Source organism: Azohydromonas sp., from assembly GCF_035325925.1.
GTDB lineage: Bacteria > Pseudomonadota > Gammaproteobacteria > Burkholderiales > Burkholderiaceae_C > Calidifontimicrobium.
Genome location: NZ_DAOKZA010000036.1, coordinates 21,754 through 38,546, shown reverse-complemented (window position 1 = coordinate 38,546; position 16,793 = coordinate 21,754). Strand labels below are relative to the sequence as shown.

The window sequence follows — 16,793 nt, the reverse complement described above, 5'->3', positions numbered from 1 at the left end:
GGCACGATGCCGAACTCCGAGCCGGCGTCGCCGCCGTTGTGCTGCGCCTGCAGCGCCACGTCGAAGGCGTCCAGACGGTAGCGCAGGTCCAGCCACAGCATCCGGCTGCGGTCGCTGCGGTTGAGCTTGACGAGACCGGTCAGGTCGAGGTTCTTCACGCCCAGGTCGCGCTGCACCGCGTAGAGCATCACCGCATGGCGTGCGGCGTTGTCCTGCAGCGACTGCGACTGGAGGTAATACGCCGATTGCGCTGGCAGGCCGAGCGATTCCAGTGCCCGCCAGCCGCGCCGGTCGAGCGCGAAGCCGTTGTACTGGTACTCGGCGGTCAGCGACAGCCGTGTCGCCGTGGTGTAAGTGACACCGACGGTGGCCCGGTCTTCACTGTGCGTATCGCCCGGCAGGCCCAGCGCTCGCGACAGCAGGTCGCTCTCGCGACTGTGCGACCACTCGGCGTGCACGACCGCGGCGTCCGACAGCAAGGCCGTCAGGCTGGCGCCGACGCGCGCCGACGACCCCTGCTCCTTGTAGAGCAGCGCCTGCGCGTTCAAGGCCTGCGTCACCCGGTGGCTGAGCGTCAGCAGGCCACGGTCGCGGGCGTTGGTGGCGCCCAGGTCGGCGCTGAAACCCTCGTCGCTGCGCCGGCTCTCCAGCTTGGGTGCGTACGCGACGGCCAGCGAGCCACCGGGCCACAGCCGCTGCGCACGCAGCATCACGGCACCCATGCGGTTCTCGCGCAGCGTGAACGGATTGACGGTGGTGATCGTGCGCAGCGCGTGGTCGCGGAAGAAGTCGGTCGGGTTGTACCCGTAGCCCGGGCCTTCGCGCAGGTTGATGCGGCCGAACTCGACGACGTGGGTCGCGGCGTCGTCCTGCCACCCGAAGTAGGCCTCGCGCAGGCTGAACACGGCGCCGCTGATGCGCGCGTCCTGCGGGTCGGTCGCGTCGATGCGTGCCGACAGCGTGGCCTGTGTCGACGCGGCGAAGCGTGCCACGTGGCGCGCGTCGACCGTGGCGCGGCTGATCGTGCGCGAACCCAGGCCGTAGCGCTGCCGCGCGTGGCCGACCGCGCCTTCGACGAAGAGCTTCGAGTCGTCGCTGCCGGCCGTCTGCCCGGGCGCATCCGACTGCAGATCGAGCGCGTCCGTGCCATCGGCGGCCATCGCGTGCGTCGACACGGCCAGCACGGCGCAGATCAGCGCATGCCACGGGAGCCTGGGAGAGGTGATCACTCTTGGTCCTCGGGTTGGAAGCGGGGCAGGTAGTCTCGCTGGAACCAGCTGACGGGGATGCGCTTCTGCGCGTAGTCGGACAGCCGCATCAGCGTGACCGACTGCGGATTCACGCCGTCGATGATGACGAGTTCGGTCGGCCGCTCGGCACCGAGTTGCTGCTGGAATCGCCGGTAGTACACGGTCTTCAGCAGGCGCCCGGAGTCGGCGTAGAACAGCCCCTTGATCGGGTGGCTGCTTGCCGCATCGACCCACAGGTCGATGTCGCTGTAGGTCGCGTCCGGCGTCGCCGCAGCCAGGCGGAGCCGGTACGCGCGCCGATTGCGGCGCTCGCCGTCCTGCACGTCCTCTTCCGCCTGCAGGGCGGCCCGGTAGTCGCGGGCCAGGTTGACCGTGACGACGTCGCCGTTGGACGCCTGTCCCATCAGGCGCTGCTGCGGCGACAGGCGCACGCTGGCCTTCGTGCTCGGGTCGAAGAACCACAGGTCATTGCCGTTCTTCAGCATCAGCTTGCCCGCGTCGCGCGCCGGGGCCACGAAGCGCACGAGGCTGGCGAACTGCGCGCCTTCCTCGAGCGTGCGCGAGTAGGTCACCATCGTGCTGCCGTCCACGCGCTTGCCCGCCTGGAACTCGGTGAGCACGACGGTGACGCTGAACGGCCGCCCCGGGTTGCGCACGGCGTCGCTGGCGGCGAGGATGCGCTGCGCATCGGGTGCCGCGTGCGCGCCGAGCGCGGTGGCGGCCGTGAGCAGCAGCAGGCGGCGGAAGACGTTCATCGCAGGCTCCATGTTGGCGTCACACGTGACGCAGCGCGTCGACGATGTTCAGGCGCGACGCCCGACGGGCCGGCCACCACGCGGAAAGCGTCGCCACGGCAATCAAGCCGAGCGTCGTGCCGAGGATCATCGGCGTCTCGCCCCAGACCAGCAGCAGCAGGGGCAGGCGGTCGCCACTGCCCGGTGGCAGCCAGGTGAGCCCGAGCCAGTTGACGAAGCCCGCGACGGCGATGGAAAAGACCGCTCCCGAGACGGCGCCGGCGACGCCGAGCAGGGTGCCCTCCAGCACGAACAGCCGCTGGACACCTCTTTGCCGCAGGCCCATGGCCCTGATCGTGCCGATCTCGACGGTGCGCTCCATCACTGCGGTGCTCATCGTGTTGCCCACCGTGAACAGCACGATGGAGGCGATCAGCACGAAGATGAAGCCGAAGATGGCGTTGAACATCTGGATCGTTTGCACGAAGAAGGGGTTCAGGGTGCGGAAGTCGAGCACGGTCAGCGGCTGGCCGCCGCCCACCTGCTCGAGCAGCGCCGTCAGGCGCTCCTTCGCAACGTCGAGCTGCGCCGTGCGTTCGAGCTGCACCATGATCGACGTCGCCTTCGGCGCAGAGCGGCCATAGACCAGGCGCTGTGCCTGGGGTAGCTGCAGCATGAGGTAGATCTCGTCGAGTTCCTTGAACCCCTGGCGCTCGGCGCGGATGACCTCGAGCGAGACGACGTTGGGCGCGCCACCGGAGGTGCTCGCCAGCAGATCGATCCGCGGTGCGCTGGTCCGCGACGCTTCGCCTCGCCCGACCGAGCCAGCCGCCAGGGTCGCGATGTCCTGCGGCAGTGCCTCGCCGTCGGCGGGTGGCCGGCCGAGAGGCTTCGGACAGTCGGAGACATTCAGTGCCTCGCACAGCTGCAGCACCCGCGCCACGCCGATGCCGACGATCGCCGCGTCATCGGCGGCGCCCTCGAGCGCGAAGTGCGTCGAAAACAGCGGCAGTCCGAACTCGTTCCACTGCCGCATCCGGTTGAGGTCCGCGGCGACCATGCCGACGCCGACCACCGTGCGCGACACGTCGGCCGCGAAGTTGCTGGCGATGCCGCCGAACTGCAGCGTCGGCGTGATGGCGGTGACCATCGCGCGAAGCGTGTCGTCGGCCCGCACGGCGGCCACGATGGCCTCGTAGCGCGCGATCCCGTAGGCGGTGGGGTTGCCGTTGCCGTAGAGGAAGAAGTCGCGGTGCTGGATCTGCAGGTGGCCGCCCTCGCGCACGTAGGCGGTGTGCATGCTGTACTGGATGTTCGCGCGAAAGCCGCCGAACAACAGGATCGACGCCGTGCCGATGGCCAGCGCGATGAAGGTGGCAAACGACCTGCGCCGGTTGCGCAGCAGGTTGCGAACGGCGAGCAGGAGGTCGGTCATCGACCGGGCACGCTGTCGGGCGGGGGCACGGGGCTGGCGTCGCCGCGGCGCCGGATGCCGCGAATGACGCCGTCCTTGAGGAAGATCGTGTCGTCGGCCTCGCGGATGACCGCACGGTCGTGCGACGAGAAGATGAACGAGATCTCGTACTGCTGCTGCATGCGCCGCATCAGGGCCAGGATCGAGCGGCCGGTGCGGCTGTCGAGGTTGGCGGTCGGTTCGTCGGCGATCACCAGCTTGGGCCGCAGCGCCAATGCCCGGGCGATGGCCACACGCTGGCGTTGGCCGCCCGACAACTGGCCGGGCAGGTTCCTTGCACGGTCCGCCAGCCCGACCGACTTCAGCAGGTGGGTCGCGCGCTCCGCACGGACCTTGGGGGCGAGTCCGGCCAGCAGCATCGGGTACTCCACGTTTTCGTACGCGGTCAGCACGGGCAGGAGGTTGAAGTTCTGGAAGATGAAGCCGACGTTGCGGGCGCGGAAATCGGAGAGCTCGTCGTCGGACAGCGGACCGGTGTCGCACCCGCCGACGGTCACCTGGCCCCGGTCGGGGCGGTCGATGCAGCCGATGATGTTGAGCAGCGTCGTCTTGCCGCTGCCCGACGGCCCGAGCAGGACGGTGAACTGCCCGGGGCGCACGAGCAGCTTGATGTTGTGCAACACGGGCACGTCGACGGCATCGAGCCGGTAGGTCTTGTCGACGCCGACGAGTTCGGCCACCGGCTGCGGCTGATTCATGCCCGCTCGCGCTGCGATGCCGAGGCGGCTGCGCCGTGCCGGAGTTCGGATAGCTCCTTGCGCACCGATCGGGCCGTTGGCTGGGGGGCGTGGCCGATGCGACCCATGAACACGCCGTGACTCACGGCCTGCGCGCCGAGCAGCCGACGCAGGTCGTCGCCGACCCGACGCGCCTCGGCCAGCGCGCTGGGCCTGACCGAGAAGGTGCGACCTTCCCGCGCGTAGCGCGCAAACACCAGCGGCGTGATCTCGGGCTGCAGCATGAGCCCGAGGCGAGTCGCCGTCAGCCAGAATCGCTGCATGGCACGGCCCGCGGCCACGTAGGCCTCGACGCTTTGCGGTGACTCCCGGGCGAGCAGCAGGAAGTGCGAGGCGCATGCCAGCGCAGGCACGAAGTCCATCTGGATGCGTGGCATCCAGGTTCCGGCCAGGAAGCGGTTGAAGAACTTCACCCGTTCCCAGCTGTGCATCGCGAAGCGCATCATCTTCAGCATGGCCTTGTCGACGCCCAGGGCCTGGTCGGGCACCCGGTCGGCGCTGAACTGCGCGTCCCACTCGATCACGTCGCGATGGACCCGGTAGGCCTCCGGCGTCACGAGGCGAAGGCGTGCGGATCGAAACAGCAGGCCGGCCATGCCGAGGCGGCCGCGCCAGGCGTCGACCCATTGCACGTGGTGCCCGGGTCCGACGGCGCGTTCGAGCTCGCCGCGTTCGGCGGCGGTGAGGGCGGTCGTCGCGAACGGTTTTCGCTGCACGCTGCGTCGGGCGATGACATCCACCAGCGGATCGCGCCGCACCGACGGATCGGCCGCGAACTGAAGATCGAACACCGGATGCGCTGGTGAACTGTCGGGCCTCAGGTCGGCCTGCAGCCGCAGCCCGTGGTCCGAGCTGGCGATCGCGATCGTCTCGATCAGTGCGCCGAGCGAAATCTGGCTCGGCCTGCCGTCCAGGTCGTAGACGCAGTGGTCGCGCGTGTCGAAACCGTGGATCACGGCGTGCGCACCATCCACGATCTCGAACCGCCAAGGCTGCGTGTTGTCGCCGCTGGGCGCCCAGCGACCGAGATCGAGGATGCGTGCAAGGACGTCGGTACTACTCATCCGGGGTGTCGGTCGCGGTCACGCTCTGATTGTCGGCGCTGTCGTGCGCCGTGACCTGCCAAACTGCGCGGTCTTCGACGGCCTCAACTGAAACAGGGCGCAACGCCAGTGCCCGCCGGGAGGGCTCGCGTTATCGTTGCGCCGATGCTATCAACTGTGCCCCCGCGGTTCGATTACGCAACCGCCTTCTCGCGCAACATCGGCTGGGTCACCGCGCCCGAGCAGGAGCGGCTGCGGGGCGCGCGCGTCGCAGTCGCCGGGATGGGGGGCGTCGGGGGGGGTCACCTGCTGACACTCGCGCGACTGGGCTTCGGCAAGTTCAACATCGCCGACCTGGACCGCTTCGAGGTGCACAACTTCAACCGCCAGGCGGGCGCATTCATGTCGACGGTTTCGCAGGACAAGGTCGATGTGATGGCGCGTATGGCACAGGACATCAATCCGACGATTGATGTCAATAGTTTTTCTTGTGGGGTCACACCCGACAACGTCGATGCCTTCCTCGACGGCGTCGACGTCTACGTCGACGGCATCGACTTCTTCGCCATCGAGGCGCGGCGGTTGCTGTTCGCGGCCTGCCACGCCAAGGGCATCCCGGCGCTGACCGCGGCGCCGCTGGGCATGGGCGTGGCGCTGATGTATTTCGCGCCGGGCGGGATGTCGTTCGAGCAGTACTTCCGGCTCGACGGCGTGCCGCGGCAGGAGCAGTTTGCGCGTTTCATCGCCGGGCTGTCGCCGGCGATGCTGCAGCGCCACTACCTGGCCGCGCCCGAGGCGGTCGACTTCGCAGGGCAGCGCGGGCCGTCGACGGCGATGGCCTGCGACCTGTGCGCCGGGGTGATGGGCACCGCGGTGCTGAAGGTGCTGCTGGGCCGCGGCCCGCTGCGCGCGGCGCCGTGGGCGATGCAGTTCGACGCTTACCGTCAGCAGCTGCGCTTCACCTGGCGGCCGTTCGGCAACGCCAACCCGCTGCAGCGGCTGCTGCTGCGGCTGATCCGCCCGCGGCTGGGCATGGCGGCGGGCGGCTGACCCGAGGCCGCCAGGGGCGCGCCCGGCCGGCGCCCGCCGGCGGGGCGTTCGGCGGCGTCGGGCGGCCGGGCGCCGCGGAACAGGGGTCCGCGAGGTCAACCCCTTGTCCGAGGGGCGTGAATTGTTGCCCGCGTGCGGCGAATGCGAAGGCCGCGGCGTCGAGCCGCCACCCGGCTGTGACATCATGCAAAACGAGATCCGAACGCTCCCGGGTGCACGGCCCGCGAGCGGCCGACGGGCCTGCGGGCCCCGGTCGACCAGGGATCCGGAACATCGAAAGGGACGCGCCGTGAAGAGCAATCCGAGTTTCGTCGAGCGGCTGTTCGCCGCGCTGTCGGGGCTGGCCGTCGCGGGCCTGCTGGCCGCCTGCTCCAGCACCCCCGACCACCCGCCGGCGCCCACCAGCGCCGCCACGCCCGACTACCGCTACATCATCGGCGCCGGCGACAGCGTGACCGTGTTCGTCTGGCGCAACCCCGAGGTGACGACCACCGTGCCGGTGCGCCCCGACGGGCGCATCGCCGCGCCGCTGATCGACGAGATCATGGCGCAGGGCCGGACGCCGAGCCAACTGGCCAGCGAGGTGTCCAAGGAACTGTCGAAGTTCATCGTCGACCCGCAGGTGACGATCATGGTCACCAGCTTCGTCGGCCCGTACAGCGAGCAGATCCGCGTCGTCGGCGAAGCGGCGCGGCCGCAGTTCCTGCCCTACAAGCAGAACATGACGATGCTCGACGTGATGATCGCGGTGGGCGGCCTGACCGACTTCGCCGACGGCAACAAGGCCACCATCCTGCGCACCTCGGAAGGCAACAAGCAGTACTCGGTGCGGCTGCGCGACCTGATCAAGCGCGGTGACGTGTCGGCCAACGTCGACGTCAAGCCGGGTGACATCCTGATCATCCCGCAGAGCTTCTTCTGATCCGCGGCTGACAGGCACCGCCGGTCGGCCCCGCCTGGCGGGCCGCCGCACGCATCACCGGACAACGCCATGGAAGAACTCGTCAAGCAGATCGCCACCGTCGCCCGCGGGATGTGGAAGTACCGCTGGCCGTCGGTCATCGTCGCCTGGGTGGTCGCCGCCGTGGGCGTGGGCGTGGTGTTCAAGATCCCCGACCAGTACGAGGCCACGGCGCGCATCCACGTCGACACGCAGTCGATCCTCAAGCCGCTGATGTCGGGGCTGGCGGTGCAGCCCAACGTGCAGCAGCAGGTGGCGATGCTCAGCCGCACGCTGATCAGCCGCCCCAACGTCGAGAAGCTCGTGCGCATGGCCGACCTCGACCTGGGGGCGCGCACCAAGTCGCAGCAGGAGCAGCTGGTCACCGACCTGATGAAGGACCTGCGGATCGCCACCGCCGGCCGCGACCTCGGCAACCTCTATAACCTGTCGTACCGTCACGAGGACCGCGAGAAGGCGCAGCGGGTGATCCAGTCGCTGGTGTCGATCTTCGTCGAGTCGAGCCTGGGCGCGACGCGGCGCGACGCCGACTCGGCCAAGGCGTTCCTCGACGAGCAGATCAAGCAGTACGAGCAGCGGCTCGAGGAAGCCGAGATGCGCCTGAAGGAGTTCCGGCTGCGCAACATCGACCGCCAGCTGACCGCCGGCGGCACCGACTCGCTGTCGCGCGTGACCGACCTGGCCAACCAGCTCGACCAGGCCAAGCTGCAGCTGCGCGAGGCCGAGAACGCGCGCGACGCGGCCAAGGCGCAACTCGACGCGGCGAAGACCGCGGGCACGTCGCGCCCTGCCACGCGGGCCGACTGGTCGTCGCGGGTGAGCACGCCCGAGATCGACTCGCGCATCGACGCGACCAAGCGCAACCTCGACTCGCTGCTGCTGCGCTTCACCGAGATCCACCCCGACGTGGTCGCCGCTCGGCGCCTGCTGAAGGACCTCGAGGCGCAGAAGGACAAGGAGCTGGCGTCGCTGCGCGAGGCGGCCGAGGCGGCGGCGGCGTCCGAGCCCGCCGGAACCGGGGGCACGTCGCCGCTGTACCAGCAGCTCGGCCAGATGGTCGCGTCCACCGAGGTGCAGGTGGCCAGCCTGCGCGCGCGCGTCGCCGAGGTCGCCGCGCGGCACGCGCAGGCCGTGTCGCAGCTGCGCACGTCACCGGCGCTCGAGGCCGAACTCGCGCAGCTGAACCGCGACTACGCGATCCACAAGCGCAACTACGACGACCTCGTGGCGCGGCGCGAGTCGGCAGCGATGTCCGGCGAGCTCGACACCGCCGCGGGCATCGCCGAGTTCCGCCTGATCGACCCGCCGCGGGTGAGCCCGAAGCCGGTGGCGCCGAACCGGCTGCTGCTGCTGCCACTGGCGCTGGTCGCCGGCCTGGGCGCCGGGCTGTTCCTGGCCTTCGCCGCGAGCCAGCTGCGCCCCGCCTTCCACGACGGCAACGAGTTGCGGCTGAAGACCCAGCTGCCGCTGATCGGCGTCGTGTCGGCCGTCGTCAGCGACGTCAACCGACGCCGCCACAAGGCCGAGCTGGTGAAGTTCTGGTCTGCGTCCGGCAGCCTGGTGCTGTTGTTCATGGCCGGCATGGCGGCCATGGCCCTGATGGCGCAACGCATCGCGTGAGGTACGCATGAGCAGCCTGATCGAACAAGCCGCGCAACGTCTGGAGCAGTTGCGCCAGGCCGGGGTCGAAGTCCCGCAGGTCGACAGCCCGCTGCCGGCGTCGTCCGCGGCAGCGCCCGCCGCGGCCAGACGCGCCGAGCCGGCCGTCACGTCGCGCCGCGTCGAGCTCGACCTCGACCTGATCGGGGCCAACGGCATCGTCACCCCGAACGCCCCGCGCACGCGCGTGGCCGACCAGTTCCGCGTGGTCAAGCGCCCGCTGCTGCAGAACGCCGCCGGCCGCGGCGCCGTGACGATCAATCACGCGAACCTGATCATGATCACCAGCGCCCTGCCCGGCGAGGGCAAGACCTTCACGGCGCTGAACCTCGCGATGAGCATCGCCGCCGAGCTCGACCACACGGTGATGCTGGTCGACGCCGACGTGGCGCGCCCGTCGGTGATGCGCAACCTCGGGCTGCCCGAGGGCCCGGGGCTGCTCGATCTGCTCGACGGCACGGCACAGATGCACGAGGTGCTGCTGCGCACCAACGTCGACAAGCTCAGCCTGATGCCCAGCGGCACGCCGCACCAGCGTGCCACCGAGATGCTCGCCAGCGAGGCGATGCGGCGGCTGCTCGACGACATGGCCAGCCGCTACGCCGACCGCGTGATCATCTTCGACTCGCCGCCGCTGCTGGCCACCACCGAGGCACGCGTGCTGGCCACGCACATGGGGCAGATCGTGGTCGTCGTCCAGGCCGGCCGCACCAAGCAGAGCGACGTGATGAACGCGCTGCACACCATCGAGTCGTGCCCGGTGCGCATGATGATGCTCAACCAGGCGCGCGCCGAGGCCGAGGGGGCCTACGGGTGCGGCTACGGGTACGGTTACGGTTACGGCTACGGCTACGGCCGTGCGGCGGATGCTGAAGCCAAGCCGGCCACCTGAAGCCGCGCGCAGGCGACGCCGGCGAACGGCCGCGCTGCGGCTCGGCGCCTGCGCGCTGGCGGCGACGGCCGCCGCCGCGGCGCAGGCGCAGGCGCAGTCGGGCGCGGCGCGCACGTACTACGTGCAGCCGAGCCTGACGCTGACGCAGACGCTCACCGACAACGGCCGGCTCGGTGGCGGCGAGCGCGGCACCGAGCTGATCACCAAGGTGCGGCCGAGCGTGCGCGTCAGCGCGCGCGGGCCGCGCGTGCAGGGCACGCTGAACTACGCGGTCGAAGGCACCGTCTACGCGCGCGAGAGCGACGACAACGACGTGAGGCAGTCGCTCAACCTGAGCAGCAGCGGCGGACTGGAACTGGTCGAGGACCGCCTGTTCCTCGACGGCGGCGCGCGCATCTCGCAGCAGCTGATCACGCCGTTCGGCGACCAGCCCGCCGACGACTCGCGCGCCAGCGACAACCTCACGCAGGTCACCACCTACCGGCTGTCGCCCTACCTGGTGGGCAACCTCGGCAGCACGGCACGCTATCGGCTGGGGCTCAACCACTCGGCGACGATCGCCGCCGACGAGTCGCGCTTCGACGGCACCACGTCGTCGGCACAGCTCGACGTCACCAGCGGGCCCGCGTTCGGCCCGCTCGGGTGGGGGGTCACGGCGGTGCGCGTGGTCAGCGACTACGACGCCGGGCGCCGCACCGAGGCCGACTCGCTGCTCGGCACGGTGTCGTACGTCGTCGACCACGACCTCGTCGTGCGCGCCAATGCCGGCATGGACTGGAACGACTACCGGACCGTCGACAAGGAGAGCTACCGCCGCTACGGCGTCGGCGCCGACTGGCGGCCGACCGAGCGCACGCTGGTCTCGGCGCAGGTCGACGACCGCTTCTTCGGCACCGGCTACAACCTGGTGTTCCAGCACCGCACGCCGCGCACCGTGTGGAGCTTCAGCGACAGCCGCGACGTGAGCGACGTCAGCGGCCGCACGACCGCGGCGGTCGGCACGGCGTTCGACCTGTTCTATGCGCAGTTCGCGTCGATCCAGCCCGATCCGCTGCTGCGCGAGCAGTTGGTGCTCGAGTTCCTGCGGCTCAACGGCATCCCGCCCGACACGCTGCTGCTGTCGGACTTCCTGTTCTCGTCGGGTACCGTGCAGCGCCGCCAGCGGCTGTCGTTCGCGCTGCTGGGCAAGCGCAGCACGCTGACCGTCGCCGCCACGCAGTCGCGCAACAGCCGCGTCGACACGCTGACCGACGTCGGCGACGTGTTCGCCGACACCGCTTTCGTGCGCCAGCGCGGGCTCAGCGTCGACGTCGCGCACCGGCTCACCCCCGAGTCGTCGGTCAACCTGCTGCTCGCCGAGCAGCGCAGCAGCGGTGAGCTCGACACGCAGTCGACGCGCCGCCGCCAGGCCTCGCTGACGTGGTCGGTGCGCGTGGGCTGGCGCACGAACTTCTCGCTGTCGGCACGCCGCACCGAGTTCGACCGGCCGACCGGCGGCTACGACGAGAACGCGCTGATCGCCTCGCTCACCATGCGGTTCAACTGACGGCCATGTACGAAGCGTTCTACGGGCTGACGAGCAAGCCGTTCCAGCTCAACCCCGACCCCGCCTTCTACTTCGGCAGCAAGCAGCACAGCCGCGCCAAGGCGTACCTCGAGTACGGCATCTCGCGCAACGAGGGCTTCATCGTCGTCACCGGCGAGATCGGCGCCGGCAAGACCACGCTGCTGCGCACGCTGATCGAGAGCCTGCACGGCACCAACGTGACCATCGGCCACCTGGTGACGACGCAGCTCGGCGCCGAGGACACGCTGCGCATGGTCGGCGCGGCGTTCGGCTTCAAGGTCAAGGACGTGCCCAAGAGCGAGCTGCTGATCACGCTCGAGGCCTTCCTGCTCAGCCAGACCAGCCAGGGCAAGCGCTGCCTGCTGATCGTCGACGAGGCGCAGAACCTCACGCCCAAGGCGGTCGAGGAGCTGCGCATGCTGTCGAACTTCCAGTTCGGCAACCAGGCGCTGCTGCAGAGCTTCCTCGTCGGCCAGCCCGAGTTCCGCGAGATCCTGCAGCGCCCCGAGATGGAGCAGTTCCGCCAGCGCGTGGCGGCGAGCTGCCACATCGGCCCGCTCGAGCGCGACGAGACGCAGCGCTACATCGAGCACCGGCTGAAGAAGGCTGGCTCCACCGGCAAGCCCATCTTCGACGCCGCCGCCTACGACGCGATCCACAAGGCCAGCGGCGGCATCCCGCGGCGCATCAACTCGGTGTGCGACCGCCTGCTGCTGCTGGGCTTCCTGGCCAACAAGGCGACGCTGACGGCCGACGACGTCGCCGAGGTGGTCAAGGAGTTCGAGCAGGAGGCGCACGTGCCGACCAAGCGCCCGGCGGCGCCGGCGGGCGCAGCCGCCGGCGGCGCGGCGACGGTGCTGGCGCTCGACGCCGAGCTCGACCTGGACCTGTCGCAGCTCAAGCTCGACCCGGCGCTGGCCGAGAGCATGACGCAGCAGCTCGAGCAGCTCAGCGCCGAACAGCGGCTGGACCAGTTGCAGCGGCTCGAGCGCAGCCTGCTGCGCCTCGAGCGGCTGCACGTGCAGACGCTGTCGCTGCTGAAGAAGCTGGTCGAGGCGTCGACGCGCCCGGGCGACGGGGACAAGCCATGACGGCCGCCGCCGGCACCACCGGGATCGGCCCGGTGCTGTGCGTCGTCGGTGCGCGGCCGAACTTCATGAAGATGGCGCCGATCCTGCGCGCGCTGGCCGGGCACCGCCCGCCGCTGCCGGCGCTGCTGGTGCACACCGGCCAGCACTACGACGCCGAGATGAACGACCGCCTGTTCGACGACCTGCGGCTGCCGCGGCCCGACGTCAACCTCGAGGTCGGCTCCGCGTCGCACGCGGTGCAGACCGCCGAGGTGATGAAACGTTTCGAGCCGGTGCTCGACACGCAGCGGCCGTCGTGCGTGGTCGTCGTCGGCGACGTCAACTCGACGCTGGCGTGCACGCTGGTGGCGGTGAAGAAGCACGTGCCGGTGGTGCACGTCGAGGCCGGATTGCGCAGCGGCGACCGCCGCATGCCCGAGGAGATCAACCGCAAGCTCACCGACCAGGTGGCCGACCGGCTCTACACGACCGAACGCGGCGCGCTGGACAACCTGCGCCGCGAGGGCGTGCCCGAAGACCGCGTCGCGTTCGTCGGCAACGTGATGATCGACTCGCTGCGGCACCACCGCGAGCTCGCGCGCGCGCCGGCCGACACGCTGCGCGCGCACGGCGTCGACCCGGCGCTGCTCGACCATCGCCACGGCTGGGGCGTGGTCACGCTGCACCGCCCGTCGAACGTCGACGACGCGGCCACGCTGGCCGACGTGCTGGGCACGCTGGCCGAGGTGGCCGCCCGGCTGCCGCTGGTGTTCGCGATGCACCCGCGCACACGCGCCAACGTCGAGCGCTTCGGGCTGCAGCACCTGATCGACCCGCGGCGCATCGTGGTGCTGCCGCCGCAGGGCTACCTGGAGATGCTGGGCCTCGTGGCCGGCGCCGCGCTGGTGCTCACCGACTCCGGCGGGCTGCAGGAGGAGACCACCGCGTTGGGGGTGCCTTGCCTGACGGTGCGCGAGAACACCGAGCGGCCGATCACGATCGAGCAGGGCACCAACACGCTGGTCGCCCGCGACCGCGGCGCGATCCTCGCCGCGGTGGCCGACATCGTCGCCGGGCGCGGCAAGCGCGGTCGCGTGCCCGAGCTGTGGGACGGCCACGCCGCCGAGCGCATCGCCGACGACCTGTGGCGCTGGCTGCGGTCGCGCGAGGAGGCGGTGGCATGAACGCACCGCCGATCACCAACGCGCTGACGATCGACGTCGAGGACTACTTCCAGGTCTCGGCGTTCGCGCCGTACATCGCGCGCCACGAATGGGACGCGCGCGAGTGCCGCGTCGAGCGCAACGTCGACCGCATCCTGCAGCTGCTCGCCGACCACGACACGCGCGCCACCTTCTTCACGCTCGGCTGGGTCGCCGAGCGGTACCCGCAGCTCGTGCGCCGCGTCGTCGACGGCGGCCACGAGCTGGCCAGCCACGGCTACGGACACCAGCGCGCCAGCGAGCTCGACCGCGGCGCGTTCGTCGCCGACATCACGCGCGCCAAGGGCCTGCTCGAGGACGTCTCGGGCCGGGTCGTGCACGGCTACCGCGCGCCGAGCTTCTCGATCGACGCGCGCAACCTGTGGGCCTTCGACTGCCTCGCGCGCGCCGGCCACCGCTACAGCTCGAGCATCTACCCGATCCGCCACGACCACTACGGCATGCCCGACGCACCGCGCTTCGCGCACCGCGTGCACGCCGACCTGCTGGAGGTGCCGGCCACCACGCTGCGCCTGTTCGAACGCAACCTGCCCTCCAGCGGCGGCGGTTACTTCCGCCTGCTGCCGTATCCGGTGTCGCGCTGGATGATCCGCCGCGTCAATGCCGCCGACCGCGAGGCCGCGGTGTTCTACTTCCATCCCTGGGAGATCGACCCCGGGCAGCCGCGTGTGGCCGGCATCGATGCGAAGACGCGGTTCCGCCACTACGTGAACATCGGCCGCACCGAACGCCGGCTGGCGCAGCTGCTGCGCGACTTCCGCTGGGACCGCATGGACCGCATCTTCCTGCAGCGCCCGGCGCCGGCCGGCGCGCCCGCGCCGGCCCCGGCGCTGCCGAAGGTGGCCTGAGCCGCCGCACCGTCGACCGGCGATGCCGACGATCCACCGCCTCGACCCCCGCGACCGCGACACGGCGAGCCGCTGGGACGCGTTCGTCCTGGCCTGCCCGCAGGCCACGTTCTTCCACCGCAGCGCCTGGCAGACGCTGCTCGAAGGCGTGTTCCGCCACCCGACCTTCTACCTGTTCAGCGAGTCGGGCGGGCGCATCGACGGCGTGCTGCCGCTGGCGCGGGTGAAGAGCCTGCTGTTCGGCGACGCGCTGGTCAGCCTGCCGTTCGCGGTGTACGGCGGCGTGGCCGCCGACCACGAGCCGGCGGCGCAGGCGCTCGAGCTCGAGGCGCAGCGCCTGGCGCAGCAACTCGGCGTGCAGCACCTCGAGCTGCGCCAGCTCCAGCCGCGCCACCCCGACTGGCCGCGGCAGGACCTGTACGTGACCTTTCGCAAGCCGATCGCGCCCGACGAGCAGGCCAACCTGCTGGCCATCCCGCGCAAGCAGCGCGCGATGGTGCGCAAGGGCATGCAGCGCGGCCTGCAGGACCGGCTCGACGACGGCGTCGAGCGATTCTTCGCGCTGTACGCCGACAACGTGCACCGCCACGGGACGCCGGCGCTGCCCAAGCGCTACTTCCAGGCGCTGCGCGACGCCTTCGGCGACGACTGCGACGTGCTCACGGTGACCACCGCCGAGGGCCAGCCGGTGAGCAGCGTGCTGAGCTTCTACTTCCGCGACGAGGTGCTGCCGTATTACGCCGGCGACGCCGAGGCGGCGCGCGAGCTGGCGGCCAACGACTTCAAGTACTGGGCGCTGATGCGCCGCGCCTGCGCCAAGGGGCTGAAGACCTTCGACTACGGGCGCAGCAAGCAGGGCACCGGCAGCTACGCGTTCAAGAAGAACTGGGGTTTCGAGCCGCAGCCCCTGCACTACGAGTACCGGCTGTACAAACGCGACGCGGTGCCGCAGAACAACCCCGCCAACGCGAAGTTCAGGCTGATGATCGAGACGTGGCGGCGGCTGCCGCTGGCGGTCGCCAACTGGCTCGGGCCCTACGTGGTCAGGAACCTCGGGTGATGCCGTGAACGTCCTGTACCTCGTGCACCGCATGCCGTACCCGCCCAACAAGGGCGACAAGGTGCGTTCGTACCACCTGCTGCGCCACCTCGCGGCGCGGCACCGCGTGTGGCTGGGCAGCTTCGTCGACGACCCCGACGACGAGGCGCATGCCGGCACGCTGCGGCAGTGGTGCGTCGACCTGCACCTGGCGCGCCTGCACCCGCGCAGCGCCCGGCTGCACAGCCTGCCCGCGCTGCTGGGCGACGAGCCGCTGACGCTGCGCTACTACCGCGACGCGGGGCTGGCCGACTGGGTGCGGCGCACCGCGGCGCAGCAGCGGCTGGACGCGGTGGTGGTGTTCTCGTCGTCGATGGTGCAGTACGCGGACTTGGTCAGCGACGTCCCGGTGCTCGTGGACTTCGTCGACGTCGACTCGGCGAAGTGGACGCAGTACGCCGACCACCACCGCTGGCCGATGTCCTGGGTCTACCGGCGCGAGGGCGAGCGGCTGCTGGCCTACGAACGCGCGGTGGCCGCGCGTGTCGCGCACTCGTTCTTCGCCACCGGGCAGGAGGCCGAGCTGTTCCGCCGGCTGGCGCCCGAGTGCGCCGGCCGCGTCGGCTGGTTCGGCAACGGCGTCGACGCCGACCACTTCGCGCCCGACCCGTCGCGCGCGTCGCCGTTCATCGCCGACGAACTGCCGGTGGTGTTCACCGGCGCGATGGACTACTGGCCCAACGTCGACGCAGTGACCTGGTTCGCGGGCGAGATGCTGCCGCGCCTGCGCGAGCGCCGGCCGGCGCTGCGCTTCCACGTGGTCGGGCGCAACCCGGCACCGGCGGTGCAGGCGCTCGCAGGCGATGCGGTGCGCGTCACCGGCACCGTGCCCGACGTGCGGCCGTACCTGCAGCACGCGGCGGTCGTCGTCGCGCCGCTGCGGCTGGCGCGCGGCATCCAGAACAAGGTGCTCGAGGCGATGGCGATGGGGCGGCCGGTGGTGGCGACCGCCGGCTGCGCGCAGCCGATCGCGGCGCAGCCCGGCGTCGAGCTGGTGCCCGCGACCGACGCCGCGGACTTCGTGCGCGAGGTCGACGCGCTGCTCGCCGATCCGGCACGCGCCGCCGCCGTCGGCGCCGCCGGCCGCGCGCACGTGCTGCGCGCGCACAGCTGGCCGGCGCAGCTCGCGCCGGTTGATCACCACCTCGACGCGCTGCGCGCGGGCCAGCGCCTGGCCGCCTGAACG

General features: G+C 70.8%; 15 protein-coding genes. 10 read left to right on the top strand and 5 right to left on the bottom strand.

Translation table 11 applies throughout. The features are described from left to right. The 5 genes from PKC53_RS13435 to PKC53_RS13415 all read right to left on the bottom strand — a co-directional run. The coding region (locus PKC53_RS13435; protein WP_324429406.1) for a hypothetical protein at positions 1-1,229 on the bottom strand (1,229 nt) is incomplete at its 3' end. Beyond that, positions 1,226-2,005 (bottom strand): outer membrane lipoprotein-sorting protein, encoded by a 780-nt coding sequence (locus tag PKC53_RS13430; RefSeq protein WP_324429404.1) that lies wholly within the window; start codon positions 2,003-2,005, stop codon positions 1,226-1,228. The genes PKC53_RS13430 and PKC53_RS13435, both read right to left, overlap by 4 nt. A gap of 19 nt (positions 2,006-2,024) precedes the next feature. Next, positions 2,025-3,419, bottom strand: a complete 1,395-nt coding sequence (locus tag PKC53_RS13425) for an FtsX-like permease family protein (RefSeq protein ID WP_324429402.1) — start codon at positions 3,417-3,419, stop codon at positions 2,025-2,027. Continuing rightward, the gene (locus PKC53_RS13420; protein WP_324429400.1) at positions 3,416-4,156 is read right to left on the bottom strand and encodes an ABC transporter ATP-binding protein; all 741 of its coding nucleotides are present in this window, start codon (positions 4,154-4,156) and stop codon (positions 3,416-3,418) included. The genes PKC53_RS13425 and PKC53_RS13420 overlap by 4 nt, the downstream gene beginning before the upstream one ends. Beyond that, positions 4,153-5,259, bottom strand: a complete 1,107-nt coding sequence (locus PKC53_RS13415; RefSeq protein ID WP_324429398.1) for a molybdopterin biosynthesis protein MoeY — start codon at positions 5,257-5,259, stop codon at positions 4,153-4,155. The genes PKC53_RS13420 and PKC53_RS13415 overlap by 4 nt, the downstream gene beginning before the upstream one ends. 156 nt (positions 5,260-5,415) lie before the next feature. On the opposite strand from PKC53_RS13415, the gene PKC53_RS13410 reads away from it, so the two are divergent. From PKC53_RS13410 to PKC53_RS13365, 10 genes are all read left to right on the top strand, one after another. Continuing rightward, on the top strand, positions 5,416-6,288 hold the full coding sequence (locus tag PKC53_RS13410) for a ThiF family adenylyltransferase (RefSeq protein ID WP_324429396.1): 873 nt from the start codon (positions 5,416-5,418) through the stop codon (positions 6,286-6,288). A gap of 289 nt (positions 6,289-6,577) precedes the next feature. Beyond that, the gene (locus PKC53_RS13405) at positions 6,578-7,210 is read left to right on the top strand and encodes an XrtA/PEP-CTERM system exopolysaccharide export protein (protein ID WP_324429394.1); all 633 of its coding nucleotides are present in this window, start codon (positions 6,578-6,580) and stop codon (positions 7,208-7,210) included. A gap of 69 nt (positions 7,211-7,279) precedes the next feature. After that, complete coding sequence (locus PKC53_RS13400) at positions 7,280-8,869, top strand: XrtA system polysaccharide chain length determinant (protein WP_324429392.1); 1,590 nt, start codon at positions 7,280-7,282, stop codon at positions 8,867-8,869. Between the two features lie 7 nt (positions 8,870-8,876). After that, positions 8,877-9,800: an XrtA-associated tyrosine autokinase gene (locus tag PKC53_RS13395; protein WP_324429390.1), complete on the top strand. Its 924-nt coding sequence runs from the start codon at positions 8,877-8,879 to the stop codon at positions 9,798-9,800. Further along, positions 9,775-11,346: a TIGR03016 family PEP-CTERM system-associated outer membrane protein gene (locus tag PKC53_RS13390; protein ID WP_324429388.1), complete on the top strand. Its 1,572-nt coding sequence runs from the start codon at positions 9,775-9,777 to the stop codon at positions 11,344-11,346. Before PKC53_RS13395 ends, PKC53_RS13390 begins: the two co-directional genes overlap by 26 nt. Before the next feature lie 5 nt (positions 11,347-11,351). Next, entirely contained in the window at positions 11,352-12,458 is a 1,107-nt protein-coding gene (locus PKC53_RS13385) for an XrtA/PEP-CTERM system-associated ATPase (RefSeq protein WP_324429386.1), read from the top strand. After that, on the top strand, positions 12,455-13,621 hold the full coding sequence (gene wecB, locus PKC53_RS13380) for a UDP-N-acetylglucosamine 2-epimerase (non-hydrolyzing) (RefSeq protein WP_324429384.1): 1,167 nt from the start codon (positions 12,455-12,457) through the stop codon (positions 13,619-13,621). Before PKC53_RS13385 ends, wecB begins: the two co-directional genes overlap by 4 nt. Beyond that, positions 13,618-14,508 (top strand): XrtA system polysaccharide deacetylase, encoded by an 891-nt coding sequence (locus PKC53_RS13375; protein ID WP_324429382.1) that lies wholly within the window; start codon positions 13,618-13,620, stop codon positions 14,506-14,508. The genes wecB and PKC53_RS13375 overlap by 4 nt, the downstream gene beginning before the upstream one ends. A gap of 22 nt (positions 14,509-14,530) precedes the next feature. Then, positions 14,531-15,568, top strand: a complete 1,038-nt coding sequence (locus PKC53_RS13370; protein WP_324429381.1) for a FemAB family XrtA/PEP-CTERM system-associated protein — start codon at positions 14,531-14,533, stop codon at positions 15,566-15,568. Positions 15,569-15,572: 4 nt separating this feature from the next. After that, entirely contained in the window at positions 15,573-16,790 is a 1,218-nt protein-coding gene (locus PKC53_RS13365) for a TIGR03087 family PEP-CTERM/XrtA system glycosyltransferase (RefSeq protein WP_324429379.1), read from the top strand. Positions 16,791-16,793: the final 3 nt, after the last annotated feature.